Source organism: Gracilibacillus salitolerans (assembly GCF_009650095.1).
In the GTDB taxonomy this organism is placed as follows: Bacteria; Bacillota; Bacilli; order Bacillales; family Amphibacillaceae; genus Gracilibacillus; species Gracilibacillus salitolerans.
Map to the genome: position 1 here is coordinate 4,634,559 of NZ_CP045915.1, position 20,683 is coordinate 4,655,241.

Annotated in this window: 18 protein-coding genes, 1 pseudogene and 2 riboswitches; of the genes and pseudogenes, 2 read left to right on the forward strand and 17 right to left on the reverse strand. The window is 36.8% G+C overall.

Features of this window, described 5'->3' with window-relative positions; all coding sequences use genetic code 11:
* Positions 1-35: 35 nt before the first annotated feature.
* Complete coding sequence (gene ade / locus GI584_RS21730) at positions 36-1,808, reverse strand: adenine deaminase (protein WP_153792605.1); 1,773 nt, start codon at positions 1,806-1,808, stop codon at positions 36-38.
* 34 nt (positions 1,809-1,842) lie between these two features.
* Positions 1,843-1,944, reverse strand: a riboswitch (purine riboswitch).
* 89 nt (positions 1,945-2,033) lie between these two features.
* Here ade and GI584_RS21735 point away from each other — a divergent pair.
* Entirely contained in the window at positions 2,034-2,672 is a 639-nt protein-coding gene (locus GI584_RS21735) for a YesL family protein (RefSeq protein WP_153792606.1), read from the forward strand.
* A 339-nt stretch (positions 2,673-3,011) separates the two neighbouring features.
* Here the strand turns inward: GI584_RS21735 and GI584_RS21740 are convergent, their stop codons facing one another.
* The 14 genes and pseudogenes from GI584_RS21740 to GI584_RS21805 form a co-directional block, all read right to left on the reverse strand.
* Positions 3,012-3,440, reverse strand: a complete 429-nt coding sequence (locus tag GI584_RS21740) for a CBS domain-containing protein (protein WP_100358801.1) — start codon at positions 3,438-3,440, stop codon at positions 3,012-3,014.
* Positions 3,441-3,553: 113 nt separating this feature from the next.
* Entirely contained in the window at positions 3,554-4,363 is an 810-nt protein-coding gene (locus GI584_RS21745) for a carbohydrate ABC transporter permease (protein WP_407647422.1), read from the reverse strand.
* 75 nt (positions 4,364-4,438) lie between these two features.
* Positions 4,439-5,317: a carbohydrate ABC transporter permease gene (locus GI584_RS21750; protein ID WP_153792607.1), complete on the reverse strand. Its 879-nt coding sequence runs from the start codon at positions 5,315-5,317 to the stop codon at positions 4,439-4,441.
* A gap of 154 nt (positions 5,318-5,471) precedes the next feature.
* On the reverse strand, positions 5,472-6,800 hold the full coding sequence (locus tag GI584_RS21755) for an extracellular solute-binding protein (RefSeq protein ID WP_100358798.1): 1,329 nt from the start codon (positions 6,798-6,800) through the stop codon (positions 5,472-5,474).
* Between the two features lie 105 nt (positions 6,801-6,905).
* Positions 6,906-7,685 (reverse strand): response regulator transcription factor, encoded by a 780-nt coding sequence (locus GI584_RS21760; protein ID WP_153792608.1) that lies wholly within the window; start codon positions 7,683-7,685, stop codon positions 6,906-6,908.
* Between the two features lie 13 nt (positions 7,686-7,698).
* On the reverse strand, positions 7,699-9,429 hold the full coding sequence (locus tag GI584_RS21765) for a sensor histidine kinase (protein ID WP_100358796.1): 1,731 nt from the start codon (positions 9,427-9,429) through the stop codon (positions 7,699-7,701).
* Between the two features lie 359 nt (positions 9,430-9,788).
* Positions 9,789-10,951 (reverse strand): IS3 family transposase gene (locus tag GI584_RS21770; RefSeq protein ID WP_153792609.1). Its coding sequence is split into 2 segments (ribosomal slippage): positions 9,789-10,675 and positions 10,675-10,951, totalling 1,164 coding nucleotides; the frame shifts between segments, so codons are not numbered across the junction.
* 186 nt (positions 10,952-11,137) lie between these two features.
* A complete protein-coding gene (locus tag GI584_RS21775) occupies positions 11,138-12,688 on the reverse strand; it encodes an arylsulfatase (protein ID WP_153792610.1) in 1,551 nt (516 codons plus the stop codon).
* A 25-nt stretch (positions 12,689-12,713) separates the two neighbouring features.
* A pseudogene (locus GI584_RS21780) lies at positions 12,714-13,036 on the reverse strand (glycoside hydrolase family 2); the annotation flags it as partial.
* A 203-nt stretch (positions 13,037-13,239) separates the two neighbouring features.
* A complete protein-coding gene (locus GI584_RS21785) occupies positions 13,240-14,166 on the reverse strand; it encodes an ArsR/SmtB family transcription factor (RefSeq protein WP_100358794.1) in 927 nt (308 codons plus the stop codon).
* 262 nt (positions 14,167-14,428) lie between these two features.
* Positions 14,429-15,199: a DeoR/GlpR family DNA-binding transcription regulator gene (locus GI584_RS21790; RefSeq protein WP_153792611.1), complete on the reverse strand. Its 771-nt coding sequence runs from the start codon at positions 15,197-15,199 to the stop codon at positions 14,429-14,431.
* A gap of 76 nt (positions 15,200-15,275) precedes the next feature.
* Positions 15,276-15,590 (reverse strand): L-rhamnose mutarotase, encoded by a 315-nt coding sequence (locus tag GI584_RS21795; protein WP_153792612.1) that lies wholly within the window; start codon positions 15,588-15,590, stop codon positions 15,276-15,278.
* A gap of 387 nt (positions 15,591-15,977) precedes the next feature.
* Positions 15,978-16,844 (reverse strand): Cof-type HAD-IIB family hydrolase, encoded by an 867-nt coding sequence (locus GI584_RS21800; protein ID WP_153792613.1) that lies wholly within the window; start codon positions 16,842-16,844, stop codon positions 15,978-15,980.
* 103 nt (positions 16,845-16,947) lie between these two features.
* A complete protein-coding gene (locus tag GI584_RS21805) occupies positions 16,948-17,925 on the reverse strand; it encodes a ring-cleaving dioxygenase (protein ID WP_100358790.1) in 978 nt (325 codons plus the stop codon).
* Between the two features lie 210 nt (positions 17,926-18,135).
* Positions 18,136-18,251: riboswitch (TPP riboswitch) on the forward strand.
* A gap of 90 nt (positions 18,252-18,341) precedes the next feature.
* Between GI584_RS21805 and thiW the strand changes: the two genes are divergently transcribed.
* On the forward strand, positions 18,342-18,842 hold the full coding sequence (thiW, locus tag GI584_RS21810; protein ID WP_153792614.1) for an energy coupling factor transporter S component ThiW: 501 nt from the start codon (positions 18,342-18,344) through the stop codon (positions 18,840-18,842).
* A 386-nt stretch (positions 18,843-19,228) separates the two neighbouring features.
* Here thiW and GI584_RS21815 read toward each other — a convergent pair whose 3' ends face one another.
* On the reverse strand, positions 19,229-19,468 hold the full coding sequence (locus tag GI584_RS21815; protein ID WP_153792615.1) for a ferredoxin family protein: 240 nt from the start codon (positions 19,466-19,468) through the stop codon (positions 19,229-19,231).
* Between the two features lie 342 nt (positions 19,469-19,810).
* The gene (locus GI584_RS21820) at positions 19,811-20,650 is read right to left on the reverse strand and encodes an aldo/keto reductase (protein WP_100358787.1); all 840 of its coding nucleotides are present in this window, start codon (positions 20,648-20,650) and stop codon (positions 19,811-19,813) included.
* Positions 20,651-20,683: the final 33 nt, after the last annotated feature.

Below are 20,683 nucleotides of genomic sequence, written 5' to 3' on the forward strand. Positions count from 1 at the left end.
GTTTTATTGCAAATTTTTGTATGATTATTGCGAAACTAACGTCTATTATTTCGATTCACGACATCTATTAATTCAAATTTCCTTACATCAACTAGTCCACGGTTGGAGATGCGTATTTCCGGGATAACTGGTAAGGCGATAAGTGAAAAGGTCATGAATGGGGCATGGATGGTACAGCCTAATTGTTGCCATGCTTTTTCTAGTGCTTTCACTTGTTCCACTACTGTTTCTATTGGTTGATCAGACATTAAGCCTGCAATTGGCATTGGAACATGTGCCAGTACTTCTCCATCTTCTACCACAATCATACCACCACCAGATTCGGCGAGTTTATTGGCAGCAAAAGCCATATCTTCCTGATTGACACCCATTACCAATAAATTATGACTGTCATGTGCTACTGTTGACGCAACAGCACCTGACTTCAAACCAAAACCTTGGGCAAATCCTAATGAAATTTGACCAGTACCTTTATGACGCTCTATGCATGCGAGCTGTATAATATCTTGTTCAAGGTCCATTTTGATCACATTATCTGTTACAGGTAAAGTCGCTGTCATTTTTGCTGTTCTTGCGTTATTTTCAATGATCCGGATACCGTTAATCTCAACTTGCTCTTTTTGCTCTGTAAACATTTTAAAATCATCAGGTTGTAATGCTCTTTGTAACTTCACTGTATCTCTGGCATGATCAGGATATTTATATGCTGGTATTTCTTTTACAAGCTCTTGATCGGAAACAATTACTTCACCATTCGTTATTACAGTAGATGCCTCGACATCAGCTAAATCATCCAGTAAAATAATATCAGCTATTTTACCTGGGGAAATGCTTCCATACTGCTTATCAATTTGAAAATAACGTGCTACATTGATCGTAGCCATTTGAATCGCTACCACAGGATCAACACCTTCTTCCATTGCACGGCGCACAACATGATTCAGCTGTCCTTTTTCTACTAACGTTTGCGGATAAATATCATCGGTAACTAGCGAGATATTTGAAGAATCGATTCCCTCTTCTGTAATGATTTTAATTACCTCTTTGACATCCTGCCAGGCAGAGCCTTCGCGGATCATAATATGCATGCCTAAACGCGCTTTTTCCAATGCTTGTTCTTTCGCAATGGTTTCATGGCAGGAATCCACACCAGAGGCAACATAAGCTTGCAACATGCCGTTAGCCCCATCCGGAAAGTGGCCAGTTACAACCTTATTAGCTTCCATCGTTGCTTCTATTTCATTGATCATCTTAGGATCATTATAGACAACACCAGGAAAGTTCATTACTTCACCTAAACCAATAACACCATCCCATTTTAACCCATCTTCAATATCTTTCTCATTTAAATTAGCACCGGCATCTTCGAGGTCATTAGTGGCAGGAACACAGGAAGGAAATGTAGTAAATACCTTTAATGGCAGCCTTTGCCCTTCTTCGTGCATCAGTCTTACACCTTCCGTACCAAGCACATTAGCAATTTCATGTGGGTCCATAAATATCGCGGTGGTCCCTTTCTTCAAGGCTGCTTTAGCAAATTCAGTAACAGATAGCATCGTACTTTCCACGTGCATATGCCCATCCATCAATCCTGGTGCTACGTATTTTCCTGTAGCGTCCACTACATGTGTTTCAGGTCCGATTACACGGTCCATCTTTCCTATCGATGCAATCCGTTCTCCTTTTATTGCAATATCTACATTTGCTTGTAATTCTCTTGTCATTACATTAACTAATGTTCCATTTTGTATTACAAGGTCTGCAGGGGTTTCTCCCAACGCTACCTTTCTCAGTAATTCTCTACTCAAGATCTATTCTCCTCTCTATATTTTAAAATGCTATATGGAGGATTTACCTACACATAGTTTAGCGATTTACGGTCGCTAAGTAGAAACGCCTACGCCCTATTCCTAAGCTTATACATGTTTTAACCATATTACGACTGAAACCGTTTCACAGTCAATGTTTTTCTTTTTTGAACAGTGTGGCAGTATGGTAAAATGTAAATATATTATGATGCTAGGGGAGAAAGTATGCGTAACTCATTATTTGGAGTAACAGAATGGATCACCAGGTTCGCTTATGTCAACATTTTATGGATGGCTTTTACGCTAGTCGGGCTCGTTATTTTTGGTTTTTTTCCCGCAACTGTTGCGATGTTTACCTTGATAAGGCAATGGATTATGGGAAATACGGAGGATCCTGTATTTTCGACATTTTGGAATACATATAAAAAAGAATTTTTAAGAAGTAACCTTTTTGGATTGTGTTTTTATTTTATTAGTCTGTTATTTTATATTAATCTTCAATTCATGGACATGACTCAAGGTGGTTTTTATGACATTGTAAAAATTCCATTATATATTTTTATGTTAGCGATTTCCTTAACATTGATTTTTGTTATCCCAACTTATGTTCACTTTGAATTACGATTTATCGATGTTTGGAAAAATGCGTTTCTAGTAATGCTGATTCATCCATTTCATAATATATCCATGGTAATAGGATCGGCAGCTGTTATATATGTAATGTGGCTGTTTCCGGGTTCTTTGTTCTTCTTTGGTGGAAGCCTAGTCGGATATATTATTATGGGTACGTGCTATCATGCCTTTAGAAAGGTTGAAGCCAAAAAAGAACAAATAGCCGAAAACGAGGTTGGGGCAAAAGAGTAATTAAACAGGAAAAATCCGAACATTAATGCCTGAGCAAATTTATCGCTTCGGCAAAATACTTCGCTTTCCGTGAGCACAGGAGTCTGCGTATTTTGCCTGCGCTAAGTTCAGATTGTTCGGATTCTCGTTCATCCTATTTAGTTATGTCCCAGCCTCGTTTATTAATAGGAATGTCTATAATTGTGTAGATAAAACACTATGAAAGCGAGTATTTTTTCCACAGCGGCGAATTAGCACTAACAATAATCAGACTGGAAGAGAGTAAATTTAAGTTTTCACTATGTCGCAGTTTTTATCTAGTGCAAATAAAGACCGGGCGATTGCCCGATCTTTATTAACCTATTGTAATTCTGTTTGCTCTGAAATGTCTTCCAGTGCTTGTCCTGCTGCTTCATCTGACATTTCATCCAATGATAAGTCTCCCAGTGATATAATACCTGTTAATTGCCCATTCGTTACGACAGGAAGACGGCGAATTTGATGCTCAGCCATTGTTTGACTTGCTTCCTGAAGGCTAATATCTGGAGATACATGATATAGGTGATCACTCATTACTTCCTGTACTTTTGCTGATCCATCTTTGTTATCAGCATAGCCTCTAATAACTAAGTCACGGTCAGTTACCATTCCTAATAATTCTTTATTATCACCGCAAACGGGAATGGCTCCTACATTTCTTTGTTTCATTAATTCTGCTGCATCTCTTAATGAATCATCCGCTTTACAGAATGATACATTCTGCTCCATAATGTCTCTTACTGTTTTCAATTTTAGAAAACCTCCTTGTATAAGTCATCATGGAGTAGTATGACCAACTTTTTAAAATTATTGCACAAAAAGTGTAGTAAATACTACAATTTTTGACAACTCCGTTAGAGATTTTACCCTTTTACAGAACCTGCAGCTATACCTTCCACAATACGATTACTCAGGATTAAGAAAGCAATCAATATTGGAATAATACTAATCATTAATGTCGCACCAATCGCACCCCAGTCTGTCAGGTATTGACCGATGAAGTTCTGGATACCGACTGTTAATGTTTTAAATTTGTCGGAACTGATAAATGTGTTCACAAAAATAAATTCATTCCAGTTGTAAATCATGTTAATAATGGCTGTTGTCGCCAGAACTGGTGTCGTCATCGGTAACGTAATCTGGAAAAAGATACGATGGATCGAACAACCGTCCACTACTGCCGCTTCTTCAATCTCTCGTGGTAACGTGTAGTAGAAACCTAATAAGATCATGATCGTTAACGGTAAGTTAAATGCCGTATAAGATAATATAATCGATAACGGATTATCAATTAAGTTTAAATCTAAGAAAAAGGCGAACAACGGTATGATGGCAGAGTGGATTGGAACCATTAGCCCTACCATAAAGAGTCCTAATACTAATTTATTCAATTTCCATCTCATTCTTGTGATCGCAAATGTTACAAAGCTTGCTAACAAGATAGTTAGTAAAACCGATGTAACAGTTATCCATACACTGTTAAAGAAGTACAAGTTGATATTACCATCTGTCCACACTCTCACATAGTTTTCCCATCTTGGGTCCTGCGGTAATGCGAACGGAGACAAGCCGAAAACTTCTGCATTACTTTTCAGTGAAAACTGAAATAACCAAACGAGTGGATATATTTGAAAAACAGCGACAATGATTAAAAAGATATAAAGTACGGACATACCTACTTTGGTTAGTATGCTATTATCTTTGCCTGCTGTGTTTTGAGTCTGAGCCATCTCTCTTCCTTCCCTCCGTTAATATTGAATTTCGTCTTCAGATGCTGTTAATTTACGTGTTATCCATGTAACAACAAGCGTGATTAATAGTAAGAAAAAGGCAATTGCACTACCATAGCCAAAGTCAAACGTATCGAACGCTTTTTTGTACATGTATGATGCGATAACTTCACTGGCACCGTTCGGACCTCCGCCAGTCATTACATAAATAAGGTCAAAGTATTTCAATGAACCGACAATCGCTAAAACGACCGTTACCTTAATGACACCTGAAATAAGTGGCACCTTAATTTTATAAGCAATTTGTACAGGATTCGCTCCATCAATTTTGGCTGCTTCGACTAATGATTCTGGAATTCCTTTAAGAGCAGCATAGTAAATAATGATATAAAAACCTGCATACTGCCAAAGAATTGCTACAAAAATTGCATATAAAACTAAATTGGTGTCTGCTAGCCATGCAGGTGGATTTTCAACCCCCACCATGGTTAGAAAGCTATTTAGCATCCCATTATTCGGATCGTAAATCTTCACCCATAATTGCGCAATCGCAACGGAAGATAAAAGCATCGGAATTAAATAAATTTTTCTTAACAAGTCAGAGCCTTTTATTTTCCCTGCTAATATCAATGAAATAGCTAAATATGGCACTAAACTTAATGTAGAGAAAAATGCTAATAAAAATGAATGGTACGCACTTTGCCAAAATTGCGCATCTTTAATTAATTGCGTATAATTTTCTAAACCGACAAAAGTCATTGCACCGATACCATTCCAGTCCATCAACCCATAGTAACCAGTTATGAGAATCGGGCCATAGATTAATGCCACGATTAATATGAACGCTGGTAGTACATATAAAGCAATGACTGCTTTGTTGGACATCACTTTGTTCATGGTTATTGCTCCTTTATGTCTAAGATAAAATCATGTAAGAATAGAAGTCTATCCATGTTTCTTTCGTTATTTGATATGATTAGTTCAAACTTTATTTAAAGTTCGAAAAAGGACATATTTCAACTTTAAATATGCCCTTTTCCTGATTTGTTGTTTATTCTTCAGCAGCTAACGCGTCTTCTTGTTGTTTAGCAAAATCTTCTGGTGTGATGGCATCACCGAATAATGCCTGGATACTGTCTAAGTGTACATCAGCTACACCAGCACTCATTTGAACGTCAGCATAAAGTGTTAAATTAGACGCTTCATTTAAATCGTTTAAGATATCAATATACATTTGAGGTAAATCAATACCTTCTGTGTCTACTTTTGTAGCAGGAATAACACCAGCGTCAGTAACAGAGCGTTCACCCCATTTTTCTACAAAGAAGGTAACAAATTCTTTGGCTTCCTCTTTTACATCAGAATTTTCCGCTACGAATAATCCAACACCAGGGCCACCTACAAAGCTATTGATATCTCCTTCTCCACCTTCAACAGTTGGGAATTTTGTATATTCAACAGAATCTCTAAATTCTTGTGGATTGTCTTCATTTGTTGTCCATTCTGGAAGATCCCAAGTTGCCATTAAATACATTGCTGCTTGTTCATTGATGAAATAACCTTTTGCTTCATCATTGCCTAATCCGTTAAAGCCGTTGATAAATGCTCCCATATCAACAAGCTCCTGCACTTCTTCTGCTGCTTTAATTAGAGCTGGATCTTCAAAGCTTCCCGTTCTGTCAATGGCATTGTTTAAAACTTCAGGTCCACCGATACGATCAGCTAAATACATATACCACATAGAACCTGTCCAACGGTCTTTATTACCTAATGCAATCGGAGTTACACCAGCGTCAGCTAATGTTTGGATTGCAACTTTTAATTCTTCAAAGGTACTTGGTACTTCTACACCATGTTCTTCAAAAATGGCTGAATTGTAATAAAGTGGTGTAATGTTTAACTCTAATGGTAAGCCATAAGTTGTGTCATCGATTGCATAAGCTTCTGCTGTACCAGGTACAAACTTATCTTGAAGTTGTCCTTCTAAAATGTCGTCAAGCGGCGCAAACATATTACCGCTTACATAAGGATCCAAGAAGCCTGCTGCCCAAGTCATCCCTACGTCAGGTAATTCATTAGAAGTAGATAATACTTTTAATTTTTCTTTGTATTGCTCATTACCTAAAATTTCAACGTCTACTGTTACATCTGGATGATCTGTCTCGAACTCGTCGATTATGCTATTAACAATTTCGTGGTGTTGTTTAGAACTTCCTTCAGGCCATAAGTGCATAAACTCAATTGTTTTACTTGAATCGCTTTCATTTTCGCCAGAAGTTGAGTTATCTTCTGATCCTTCTTCATTTCCGCCACATGCTGCAAGCGCAAACATTGAAACTATAGCAAATGAAAATATTACTTTATGCCATCCTTTTTTCATTTGTGTAAACCCCCTGATATCAATAAGTTTTTAGTACAGTTATAAGTGTAGCACCACGGGGCTTCATCCGTAAGGTAACAACGATTAGATAAAATACCACTTATTTTAGGAATCGTTTTCATTTTGTTTTCTGAATCCATTTGGAGTCGTCTCTTCAAATTGCTTAAAAATCTTGATAAAATACTTAGAAGTCTGGTAGCCACTTTTTTCGGCTATTTCGGCAATCGTTAAATCAGTAGATAAGAGTAGCTTTTTAGCTTCTTCCATGCGCTTTCTTGTTACATATTCACTAAATGTAACTTGTAATTCCTCCTTAAATAATGCGCTTAAATAGCTAGAATTTAAATGGACTTGGTTCGCTACTTCCTTTAGTGTCAATTCCTCATCATAATGCTGATCGATATAATCCATTGCTTCTTTTACCGCTCGGTTATACTTGCTTAACTGCTGCATCTCTATTAATTTATCATCTACTATTTTATTGAACATACCTGTTTTTTCTCGTTGTTTTTCAATTTCAATTGCCTTTTCGATTGCTTCCATTAATTTTTCTTTGGCAATAGGTTTTAACAAGTAATTAACGACACCTAACTCAAGGGCTTCATGGGCGTATTCAAACTCTGAATATGCTGAAATAACTATTACAACCGGATCTTTTGCTTTTTCCTTCAGCTTTTTTAGTAACTCTAAGCCAGTAACCTCGGGCATTCTTATATCAGTAATTAAGACATGAACTTTTTCGTGACTGATACGTTCGATAGCTTCCGCTGCATTTGCTGCGGTAATCACTTCATATTGATCTGAAGATGTTCGCTCAATTGTTTTTTTAATCCCTTTGCGGCTCCTCGGTTCATCATCGACAACAAGAATCACCTTTTTATCCATCTTACCAACCCTCCTATACTGGAATTTCAAAGCTAACCATGGTTCCTTTACCTTCTTCACTTAAAATAATAATGTCCCGACTCTCTTCTGTTTCATAAAACAAACGCAAACGTTGTTGTACATTTTGCAATGCCAAACCTTGCTGCTTTTGTTGTCTGATACTACCTTCCATATGTTTCTTTACTTGAGCTATTTTTTCTCCACTCATACCTGGACCATTATCACTTACCGCAATTCGTATCCGTTGTTTATCTGGTACTTTTTCTATACTAACGGTAATATGACTGTTACCCATGACATTTCCCGCACCATGCAAAATCGCATTCTCGACTATGGGTTGTATCATTAACTTCGGTATTTTGACATGTAACCAGTCAAAGTCTACATCTTTCTCCCAGTTCAAACGGTCACCAAATCGCATCCGCATTATCTTCATATAACGTTCAATATGATCTAATTCTTCCTTAACGGTCACCCATTCATCCTCATTTTCCTTCGTAATCGTATAGCGGAATAACTCTGACATCGCCAGCACAACATTCGCTAATCCCTCTTCTTCCTTATCATCCAATGACCAGTATAATGCATCCAATGTGTTAAAAAGAAAGTGTGGATGTATTTGGGCCTGTATTGCTTTTAGTTCTGTTCTGTTTTTAATAATTTCTTTTTCATATACCATCTGAACTAAATAATTGGTCTCTTCTGCCAGTTGGTTATACGTTTGATTCAATTCATTAATTTCATTAGTAGAGTTTATTACAGGGTTTTGGGCTAACACTCCCTCACCAGCTTGTCTCATAGTCTTTGTAAGCCTCGTAATAGGTCTGGTAATAAAGGTCGATAGAAAGAATGAAAAAATAAAAAAGATCAATAATCCAATTAATCCAGCAATGAGAATACCCGCTTGCACAGTAGAAATACCAGATGTCAATTGATTGACAGGTGTCAAAATATGCATCGTCCAGCCTGTTAAGTCTGATGTATTTCTCACCAGCATGTATTCTTGATCATCAATGATAATCGTTTCATTATCTGTGTCTAGAATTTCCTCTAAAGCGCCTCCATTATAATTCGTGACAATAGGGTTATTCTGTTTATCGACTAATATAGAATAATCATTTGATTCTGTTTCTTGCTGATTTGGATTTAATTGAAAATAGTTTCGGTTAATCCTTGCGACGATGTATCCACCATAGTTAAAATCGGCATCCATCAAATTAATTTTTCTGCCTACCAAGAAATAATTATAATCTAACGGATCTTCACCAAACCATATTAACTTGCCGCCAGCTTCATTTGCCCGGATAATCCAATGTGGATCGATACGATCTAGCAATAAAGTGGTATCGATAGGAATTATACGTTGAAAGTTTTTATTATAGATTTCAATCGAATAAATACCATCTGCATTGGCTTGAATTAAATTCGTCGTACTCATTAAAGATTGCCTGTCATTAAAAGAAGTAATCTCTCCTTTAGATTCCTGTAATAGAACATCCTGCAGTTCTTCATTGGTTAACACTTGTTTCGTTACCATATTTAATTGTTCAAACAATGAATCGTATCTGCCAGATGACTCCATTGCTGTTTGCCTTATTTGTTCCTCCGCATTATTTTGTAATAAATTTTCAACTAAAATATACGTAATCGCACTCACAATAAATAACACAATAAACATCACAAACAAATAAACAACCAATAATTGATTGCGTAATGTATTCCATCTTTTTAAATATCTGAGCACTTCGCTCACTCCAAACACTAATAACTTTGTTTATTCGATAATCTAAGTCGTAGTACCATTATACTATGAAAGTCAAAATCATGAAACTTTCTTTTATTACCAGAAATGTATCCTTTGTAATAGGGATTCTATATACAACTGATTTGTTACGTTTGATGATTAAGTGAGACTTTCCTCAGTGGGGGTCCCCCCACTGAGGGTTAGCGAAACTTATCAGGGTGTTAGTGTCCGTTACCCCCACTTAACTTCTTTGATATACTTGAACCTTGAAGTGAGATTTTACGGACTATTAGCACCGTGAAAAAAACACTAAATAAGCATATTGAACTGACCCAGTAAAACGGGACAAGAAAAAACACCTATGCTACCATAGTCCTGAATTCAACAGGACTGTGGCAGTTTAGTTTTGTAAACGGTCGTATATAGTTGTAATAATACATGTAAGATTCCACTTTTTCTAGTACAATAGAGTTTGTAAGGTGCACTCTATTTTGAGTGTTGAATTCTTCCGACTTTAGCGAGGAGTGGAAGGATTCGATTACGGCATTATCAAAGCAGTTTCCTTTTCGGGACATGCTTGTGGTAATGCCTTTTTCTTTAGCCAGCTCTTGAAAGTCGTAAGAGGTGTATTGAGCTCCTTGATCACTGTGTAAGATAACTTCATACGTCTCTCTGTCTTTACATGCAGCTTCTAGTGTATCTAAAACAAGCTTAACCTCTTGTGTGTCACTAACTTTATAGGCTATGATTTCGTTATTATATAAGTCCATAATGGTTGATAAATAAAGCATTTTCTCTCCATATGGTAAGTAAGTAATATCAGTAACCCACTTTTGATTAGGGCGATCAGCCTTGAAATCCTGTTTAAGAAGGTTTGGGACGACAAACTTGCTTTCCCCAGCAATATAAACCCTTCTTTTCACTTTGACTTGACACTGAAGGTTATATTTTTGCATGATCTTTTGTACGGTCTTTCGATTTACTTTTATCTTATGGTCATTTTGGAGAATCCCTCTTACGTTTCGATGTCCTACTCTAAATGAAAGGCTTTGACAAATATCTATAACCAACTGATGTAGAAGAGGCAATTCAGCTGAAACTCTCTTTTTCCAGCGATAATAAGTTGACTTTGGAATCTCGAAACATTCACAAATAGTAGTAATTGTGTATTGTTCTTTATAAGCTTCTACAACTTCGACGAATACTTCTGGAACCACTTCCTTTCGATTTCTTGGTACTTTCCCGACAATTCATCTCGCATTTCATAATACTTCACTTTTTTTCTTAACTGACTTATTTCACTATCATCATCAGGTCCTTTACCGAATGCATATTGTTTTCCAATTGGTTGAGCTAACCTGTGCTCCTCGCCATTCCTATACCATCTCATCCAAGTATTGATTTGTGTCTTATTTTTAATACCAAACTTCTCCATAATCTCTTTATTCGTTAGTTCCCCAGATAGTTTTAAGCGTATTACTTCTCTTTTGATTTCTTCAGGATAAACCACCTTCTTCCCCATAACAAAAAACACCTCCAAATGTCGATAAATAATTTATACGACTCTGGGGGTGTTTTTTCCTGTCTCATATTATTGGGTCACTCTATATACCTATTCAGTGTTTTTTCTACCTATTTAATTTAATTTGATTCAATTTTATTTATTGTTTCTTTTGACGTTGTTTTATCGCATGCGACATAAGTTTATTTATTTTACTTTACGCTTGGGACGGGGAATAACATCTGTTCTTTGTGCCCATTCCTTCCATGCCAATTTTAATTCTTCTACTATTTCTGGATATAGATCAGCTAAATTTACCATTTCACTTCTATCATTATCCAAATTATATAATTCCCAGTCTCTTTCTTTAATCTTCGACAACTTCCACTTACCATGGCGAACGCCACAATGTTGCTCGTGTTCAAAGCAAAGGGTTCTTTCTTGAGGTGATTCATCTAATAACGCAGGTACCAAGCTTTCCCCCTCCATCGGAAGAATTTCACGCCCTTTATATTCCTCTGGATAATCTGCCCCTGTAATATCAACAAACGTTGTCATAAAATCGATAAAATGCCCTGGTCTGTGATCAATTTCTCCTTTACGTTCTATTACCTCTGGCCAATGGGCAATTAAAGGAGTACTAATTCCACCCTCATGACCATAATGTTTGTATAAACGAAGGGGAGTACTGCAGGCATTCGCCCAACCAGAACCATAGCTATGATAACTATCAGGACCACCCATTTTCTTTAAATCTTCTTTTCGATGTAATATATTTGATGTAGTTATCCAATTATCAAATCCCCAAGGATCCCATTCAGCACACGCCCCATTATCAGAACAGAATAAAATCAATGTGTTGTCTAATTCCTGCTTCTCTTCTAAATCACTTATCACTCTTCCAATATTTTGATCCATTCTATCAACCATCGCAGCATAAATAGCCATTCTCTTCGCTAAATCTTTTTTTCGATCCAGATCGAGAGAATCCCATGCAGGATTAACACCTTGTATGTCTCTATCCCGGTTCCAATATTCAGCTCTAGGGGTTAACGGTGTATCTTGAGCTATAATCTCCAATTCTTTCATTCGATGCAAACGTTCCTCACGGATTTTATCCCACCCCTTTTCGTATACTCCTTCATATTTTACAATCTCTTCTTCTGGTGCTTGTAAAGGGAAGTGCGGGGCATTATAAGATAAATATAGAAAGTATGGATGATCATCCCTTCTAGATTCTTCGATAAAGTCTAAGGCATGATCAGTGATGGCATCCGTTGCGTAAAATTCACCATCTTTATACGTACGTTCAGGTCGACCTTCAGGCAAGCGTACGTAATCTTTTTTATCCCAAAAGCTTGTGAAACCACCCAATAGTCCATAAAAATCATCGAAACCTTTTTTAATTGGGCCCTGCTTACCTACATGCCATTTCCCAGACAGGTAGGTGTGGTATCCTTCTTCCTTTAGTACCTCAGCCAGAGTGACACACTGTTCTGTTAAGAAACCACGGTATCCTGGTGTTTCTAGTTCCTCAGTCATTTCGCCAACGCCTGCTTGGTGTGGATAAAGACCAGTTAATAATGATGCACGACTCGGACAACAGCGAGCAGAATTATAAAATTGCGTAAATCGCAGGCCACCTGAAGCAAGTCGATCTATGTTCGGTGTATCTATCTCACTACCAAAGCAACCTAAGTCTGAATACCCCAGATCATCTGCAAGTATTAAAATGATATTTGGCTTCTGTTCTTTCATCAATACCCCTCCATTTTTCCATTTATTACTTTGCTTCATTCACCGCTCTGATTTTATCTAATGAGATTTTTGGTGTTCTAACTTCTTTCAATAATTCACATTTATCTCTTGTTGGACATCTGTTGTTTGGGTATAACAATATCCACAAATATATGGAGTAGCTTTAATGGCATCTGTAATGTCCTGATAACGTTTTAGAATTTCTTCTTCGGTTTCTACTTGATTACCATAGCCCCAGCCGCTGTCGTCATAAAAAGCACCCCCCATACTCTGTTAAAATTATCGGCTGACCTCTATACTCATATCCTTGGCAAATGCATACTTATGTTTGTTGTGTGGAATTTTATTTTGGTAATTATTACAATCACGCCTGGCATTAGTTACACATTATATGTATTTATACTTATTTTTTGTTTATTTTGTAATAGAATACGTTTTCATACAACGAAAGTCAACCATTATTTACAATGTTTTTACTTTTATTCATTTTTATTGTTTTTTAAACAAAAATAAAACCCTCCTTTAAAGAGGAGAGGGAATTATCACTAAAATTATTCAAATTTTATATTCAATTTTATATCTTGCTGGAAGTCTCCGAATTCTTTACCGAAGATGTTCATTCCACCCTTATGAACAGCGTCTTCTTTTATTCCTATTTTAAATGTTACATAATCTTTTTTCAGTACATTTACATCATTCAATGTTACATTTGAAAGCTGAAAATCATCTATCATTGTATTTTCATTTGATATTTTCCAAACCTTTAATGTACCATATTGAGTACTTGTCGTTTCTGCCCAATACTTCGGATTTAATTTACCTGGACGATCTCCATAATCTCCGGGGCTCGTCCAAGTTCCTATATCAACATCATTGACCCAAACAGTGATATCAGATGGCCAATTGTGATCATGGTTAGGTGCTTCTGAACAAATTTCTAATGAGAACTTCATTTCTTTTATTGTTGCATCAGGAGCAATGACAATAGGAAATTTATACTCAAGAAATCCTTTTCTTGTCCAAATAAGTTGTGCTTGTATTCGTTCAGGGCTATAAAAATACACGGGTTCATCCTCAGGAATTAAGAATTTCTCCTGATTTGCCATGCCACATGTAGGAGCAACCTGAAAGTCAACATATTGTCCAATAGGCATTTCCAATTCATAATTCTTTAAGTCATTTTCAGAAGATTTATGGGGACTATTTAAAAGAATATGAATGTCATCAAAATTTCTAGTGCACACCTTCATAGCCCCTCTACTTGCTGGTCTCAGCTCTGTTTGTATTAGATTGGCTTCTTCTAAAACTCGCACATGAGAGGCAGTAGTTGAAACAGGAATTTGCAACGCATCCGATAGTTGATGCACATTCATATTTCCTTTATTTAGTAAATTAATCATTTTCAAGCGCACTTTTGATGATAATGCATGAGTTACTTTACTTAATTTTTCAGGATCGCTAATGGATAGTTCTAACAAAATTCATCCCTCCGTGAACGTTTATATTTTAAAAAAGTTTGTTAGTTTAAAGGTAAACGAAAAAACAGTATTTATCTAGTTTTTCAGCTTAATTAATTAGAATTATACAATTTTTATAAATTATATGCTTTGCCAGTCCATTTATATAATCATTTCACTACTAGTCTTTGGAGGAAAAAAGCACAAATTATGATAACACCTGGTAGCTATCTTAGTTTGGTTCTACAAGCCTGATAGAAAAAACACTTCGCTAATCATATCATTAACGAAGTGCTTTTATAACCTCTAAGCCGATTTCTTGTAGACTGTCCACATCCTGATCCGATGCATTACTATCCGTAATGATCCGTTCTACCTTTGTTAAAGGCGCAACATGAGCAAACGCCTGAAAATGAAATTTATGATGATCAGCCAAAATATAGGTGGTGTCCGCTATTTCAATCATTTTTTGTCTCACTCGAGCTTGTTGTTCATTTGACTCGCTAATCCCTCTTTCAAAGTGAATTCCTTTGCAAGACAGAAATGCTTTATTTACATGATATAAATCTAGAGAACGTTCCGCTAAAGGTCCAACATAGGATAGGGACTTTGCTAGCAACGTACCCCCAGTTGAAATCACAGTAATTTGATTTTTTTTACTTAATTCCAACACAACATTAACAGAATTCGTCAAAACGGTAACAGGTATATTTGGTACGTCCTTTGCCACATACCAAGCTGTTGTACTGGCATCCAGTAAGATTTTATCCGTTTCCACAATATGTTTTACGACTTCCTGGGCAATTTCTTTTTTCTCGTCTACATACATTACTTCTCGTTCTTGAAAAGGTATTTCCGGCCCATCCTGAGACGAAGCTATACTGACTGCACCCCCGTGACTGCGGGCTAATTTCTTTTCCTTTTCTAATTTTTCTAAATCTCGCCGAATCGTTTCATCCGTCACAGAAAAGAGGTTTGCAAGCTCGGAAACTCTGATACTTTTCTTCTGATTGACTACTTCTACGATTCGCTGATGTCTTTCTGCAACTAACATCTAATTCTCCTACCTTCTCGTTCTTCAAACCTTTCTATTACTGACTATAGGGAAATCTTGACTAAAATTCAACTGTTTAGTCAAGATGAAAGACTTCTTGATCAATTAAATACATTTTCGGGTCACCTTTTTCATCCATTGCTAAAATATCACTCATAAATGCCTGCCATTTACGATTAGCTGGATTGTTTTCCAGTTCTTTCATTGCACGATGGTAATCATCCACTTCCATGTATGCGTATAGCTTGGTATCATCCATGAAAATACTGTAATTGCTAATGCCTACTTCTTTTAATGCTTCCAATAATTCCGGGTGTACAGCCTGATGTCTTTTCTTATATTCCTCTTGTGAACCTTCCTTACACTCCATAATAAACATATAACGCGCCATGAATATCCTCCCCATCCTTGTAAACGTATTCATTATATCGTTTTGTTTTTACTTATGTTGGTTTCCATTTTATCACAGAACAAAACAAATATAAACAAAAATTAGGGAGAAAGACTTTTTGCAAATTAAATAATACTACGCCTCAAAGAAAAAGATTATAAAATTTAGTAAGAACACTTTTTAACGAATGAGAATGAAAAAGAGGTTGGGACAAAAGAGTAATTAAACAGGAAAAATCCGAACATTAATGCCTGAGCAAATGTACGGCTTCGGCAAAATACTTCGCTTTCCGTGGGCACGGCTTCAGCTAACTGTGTGAGTTCCCACAGGAGTCTGCGTATTTTGCCTACGCTAAGTTCAGATTGTTCGGATTCTCGTTCTCCCTATTTAGTTCTGTCCCAGCCTCTTAAAGTAGTTCTCTAAATAATGATAGACGCCTTCTTTGTCATTTGTATACTCTGTGATTTCCTTTACTAACGCTTTAATTTGATCCGTAGCATTAAACATAGCCACCGGATAACCTACATATTTCATCATCGGTATATCGTTGTTACTGTCCCCAATTGCCATGGTATCTTGTGGATTAATTTGATAATGCTTCAGTAACGTTTCAATTCCTGTTGCTTTATTTACTCCTTCTACCATCACTTCCACATTATGATGTGAGGACGATGAAGTGGTAAAATTGGTTTCCTTTTTCATTTTTTCCAGTTCTTCTATCCATGCTTTCATTTTTTTATGATCTTTAGAAAAACAGAATATTTTTGCATATTTTTGGTCGGGTAAAGAGTCATGCCAGCGAATTTCACGCTCGATCGCAGCTTGTCTTTCCAACCATTCATTAATCCCTACTTCATCTGGCTTCTCCCCACTGATCATTGACTCGATATACACTTGATCCTCTTTGAGAGAGAGTCTTTCCCCATCATTGGGATGCACTTCATAATAAATCTGATTTGATCTAGCTGATTGTACCACTTTATCCACAAGTTCTGTGGATAAGCTATGCTCTAATAACTTTTCTCCATTAACATATGTAATCATTCCATTTGCGGTAACAAATCCATCCAATTCTAAGCCATCTGGTGCTGAATCAAACACTTCGTTATAGGAACGGCCTGTCACGATAAAAACTCGAATCCCTTTTTTTCTGATATGTTGAATGGTGTCGAGTGTGTTTTTCGTTAATTGATTGTGGTTATTTAGTAGTGTGCCATCCATATCTAAACAAACTGCTTTTGGTGAAAATGTCATTGTTACGGTCCCCCTTCTAAACTAGCCGTTAACTAGTATAGCATAAGAAATATAAGCTCACCATTGAATCATATCGATGAGTGAGCTTGGAATACAAAGTAGTTTATCTATCTTTTTGAGCTGTTTCTAAAGGATGGAGGTTGGCTTCTATTTCGTTTCGTTTTTCTTCTAGGAATGGTGGGAGGGCGATGTTCTCTCCCAGATGTTCGATTTTTTCATCTGTGTCAAAGCCTGGTCCATCTGTGGCTAGTTCAAATAGAATACCATTAGGCTCACGAAAGTATAGCGATTGAAAATAATAACGATCGACAAGTCCGGAGTTAGGCAACCTTTCTCTGGTAATTCTCTCTTGCCACTTTTCGAGCTCTTGATAATCTGCTACACGAAAAGCAACGTGGTGTACACTACCTCTTCCGGGGCGCTCCTTTTGCAATTCCGGACGAACTTCAAGATGTACCTCTGCACCTGTACCGCCTTCACCCGTTTCAAACACTTGCATATCAGTTTCTCCTTCCGGGTTAGAATAAGTACCGGCATGATGAAACCCGAGTACGTCTGTTAAAACTCTTTCGGTGGTGGCTAATTCCGGAACAGTTAATCGAACTGGACCCAAACCAGTAATACCATATTTCTTTGGCACTGGACTGTGCTCCCAGGGAATACCGGCATTTACACCTTTGTTATTTTCGTCAGATACGAGAACAAGTCGCTGCCCTTCATGATCTTGAAAAGGTAATACTTTTCGTCCGAATTTTTCTCCCATGCCGTCATGGACAATATCATATTCGTCCAGACGTTCCTCCCAAAAGCGTAACGCCTCATCACTGGCAACACGTAAAGAGGTATAAGAAATACTATTATTACCCGGATACGTATGTCCCGCATTTGTTATTTCAAAAAAGGTTAAATCTGTTCCAGGTCGTCCAATTTCATCTGCATAGAATAAATGATACATACTCGGATCATCCTGGTTTACCGTTTTTTTAACTAATCGCATTCCTAATATATCTGTATAAAAATGAAAGTTATCTTTAGCAGTAGCTGTAATTGCTGATACGTGGTGTATTCCTTTTAGTTCCATAAGCTGCCTCCTTGAATTTATTGTTAGTTCTATTATAAACTTTTCTTTATCTCAAATTCAAAATAATGAGATCTTGACAATTAATAGGTTTTTGATACAATCTTTTTGTAATATCATTTATAAATGGCTTTAGCTGATAATAATGTAAAACTAAGGCTTCCGCAAAAGTATTGGTGACAAGCCAAGTTTTGCTAATAATTACATAAGTGTTATCACTACTAGGGGTGCCTGTTAAGTAAGGGCTGAGAAAAAAGCATAATGAAGCTTTTTAACCCTAAGAACCTGATCTGGTTGGTACCAGCGGAGGGAAGTAGCTAAACTTTTTGCATGGTATAGCCAGGTTCTTATTCGGAATCTGGCTATTTATTTATTTCAGGATAGTGATGCACTTCTATTCTAAAGAGGAGGAAGTTTGCATGAATCGTACTTTATTATTAACAACGATGGCCGTTTTTATTGCGATTGGTACATTAGGTTCGCAATTTCTATGGTTCCCAACCGGAATTGCCAAAGCAAATCCTGTGCAGCATGCGGTTAATGTGATGGCTGCTGTTACTCTTGGTCCCATTCCTGCTGTAATCATCGCTTTTACTATCGGACTTTTACGAAATTTATTAGGAATAGGGACATTACTTGCCTATCCAGGTGGCATGGTAGGAGCTTTACTTGCTGGCTATCTGTATCGATGGACGAAAAAAAGAACCTTGGCTGGTGTCGGAGAGATAATTGGTACCGGTGTGATAGGTGCATTACTATCCGTTCCATTTGCAAAAATTTTAATGGGGACTTCTGTCGGTGCTTTAGCTTTTTTACCAGGCTTTCTAGTAAGTAGTGTTACAGGAGCTATTATCGGCCTCCTGATTTTATCCAGAGTAAAACATACTTCTTTGATGCAACAACCAATTTCAAGTAAATAAAGATACTTATAAACAACAAATCATGGCGTACTTTCGCTTGATTTGTTGTTTATTTTGATTTATTCAACAAATCTTTGCTCGCTCTCTTTAAATTTGTTGTTTATCTTGATTTTCAAGACTTTTCACTTAGAAAATAAAAAGGATGGGACAAAACATAAAAAATATACTGATAACCGAACATTCAAAAAATCAGAATCGAGTACCGCTCTTCCTTGGATATCCCGTTTTGTTCCTTGGATATCTCATGCTCTTCCTTGGATATATTCATTTATCCTAGGAAGAATTATATTTTTCCAAGGAACAGAAATACTTATCCAATGAACAAAAACACGAACTTGATGTTCGTGTTTTGTCGTAAATCAAGGCTTCTGTCTCAGCCCCTCGTTTTAGTCATTTCCGAAAAAGGCTTCTGCTTTTTCTAGATAGAATTCTTGCTCTGGAGTAAGATCATACTCCTCTTCAATTGCATCTACGGGGCACACTGATTTACATGCTCCACAATCGATACAAATATCCGGATCTATATAAAATTGATCTGGGCCTTCGACTATACAGTCTACTGGACACACTGTTGTGCATTCGCCAGATTTTTCTGTTTCACATGGTGCTGTTATTACAAATGCCATCTTGCATCCTCCTAGATGTTTATCACAGCGTTAACCGTCCGTAAGATCCCTACTTCAATGGGGGGAATCAGACGCTAACTTCTTGATAAGTTTCGCTAACCATCAGTAGGTGGATTACAATCACTGATGGAAGTCTCACTTTATCAATCTATTATTTACGATAAAGCATGTTCGACTTGGATTGCAAGTGTTTTAGTCAAATTTATAACGTTCGAGAGTAAAAAATGGTTTTCATCTGATTTATCTCCTCAAAAGACTCCTAAAATTAAATTACTTACGTAAAAGCAAGAACCCGATTCATTTTATTAGAAACGGGTTCTTGCTTAACTATTTTATCAGTTTTTATCTCTTGTTAAATGTGTCTGGATCAGGACCAACACGTTCATCCTTATTCATATCGTGAATTAACTTCATTTCCTCTTCTGTTAATGCAAAGTCAAAAACATCTGCATTATCATGAATACGATGCTGTTTCACTGATTTCGGAATGGTCACAACCTCTTGTTGTAAATCCCAACGCAAAATAACTTGTGCTGTCGATTTACCATGGCGTTTTGCAATATCAGTTAATGTTGGGTCAGCCAAAAGTTTTCCTTGTTTCAGTGGAGACCATGCCTCTAGCTGAATATTATGTTTTTTGCAGAATTCATGCAAATTACGTTGTTGTAGGTGCGGGTGATATTCAACTTGATTTACCATCGGTGTTACTTGTGCATTATTCATCAAATCTTCTATATGATGCTCTTTAAAATTACTTACACCAATTGCGCGGATTTTTCCATCATTATATAATTTCTCCATTGCCTTCCAAGACTCTTTGTATTTATTTTGTTCTGGAACTGGCCAATGAATTAAATATAAATCTAAATATTCCAGACCTAATTTATCTAAGCTTGTTTCCAATGCTTGGATTGTTTCCTCGTAGCCTTGATCCCCATTCCAAAGCTTAGAGGTAATAAATAATTCTTCACGAGGAATGCCAGAATCTTTGATTGCTTTACCTACACCTTCTTCATTACCATAAACGGCTGCTGTATCAATACTCTTATAACCATGTTCCAGTGCCCACTTAACGGAATTATAAACTTCTTCTCCTTCTTCCACCAAGAAAACTCCTAGACCAAACCATGGCATCTTAACACCATTATGTAACGTAGTGGTTGATTGCAAACTATTAACCATCTCAAATTCCTCCTTTGTTCATTGTCTATACTA

Bases quoted from the DNA above. Each gene is read 5' to 3' on its own strand.
- GI584_RS21735 (WP_153792606.1), top strand. From the start codon at position 2,034: ATGCGTAACTCATTATTTGGAGTAACAGAATGGATCACCAGGTTCGCT.
- GI584_RS21745 (WP_407647422.1), bottom strand. From the start codon at position 4,363: ATGTCCGTACTTTATATCTTTTTAATCATTGTCGCTGTTTTTCAAATA.
- GI584_RS21750 (WP_153792607.1), bottom strand. From the start codon at position 5,317: ATGAACAAAGTGATGTCCAACAAAGCAGTCATTGCTTTATATGTACTA.
- GI584_RS21755 (WP_100358798.1), bottom strand. From the start codon at position 6,800: ATGAAAAAAGGATGGCATAAAGTAATATTTTCATTTGCTATAGTTTCA.
- GI584_RS21760 (WP_153792608.1), bottom strand. From the start codon at position 7,685: ATGGATAAAAAGGTGATTCTTGTTGTCGATGATGAACCGAGGAGCCGC.
- GI584_RS21775 (WP_153792610.1), bottom strand. From the start codon at position 12,688: ATGAAAGAACAGAAGCCAAATATCATTTTAATACTTGCAGATGATCTG.
- GI584_RS21790 (WP_153792611.1), bottom strand. From the start codon at position 15,199: ATGTTAGTTGCAGAAAGACATCAGCGAATCGTAGAAGTAGTCAATCAG.
- GI584_RS21795 (WP_153792612.1), bottom strand. From the start codon at position 15,590: ATGGCGCGTTATATGTTTATTATGGAGTGTAAGGAAGGTTCACAAGAG.
- GI584_RS21800 (WP_153792613.1), bottom strand. From the start codon at position 16,844: ATGACATTTTCACCAAAAGCAGTTTGTTTAGATATGGATGGCACACTA.
- GI584_RS21805 (WP_100358790.1), bottom strand. From the start codon at position 17,925: ATGGAACTAAAAGGAATACACCACGTATCAGCAATTACAGCTACTGCT.
- thiW (WP_153792614.1), top strand. From the start codon at position 18,342: ATGAATCGTACTTTATTATTAACAACGATGGCCGTTTTTATTGCGATT.
- GI584_RS21815 (WP_153792615.1), bottom strand. From the start codon at position 19,468: ATGGCATTTGTAATAACAGCACCATGTGAAACAGAAAAATCTGGCGAA.
- GI584_RS21820 (WP_100358787.1), bottom strand. From the start codon at position 20,650: ATGGTTAATAGTTTGCAATCAACCACTACGTTACATAATGGTGTTAAG.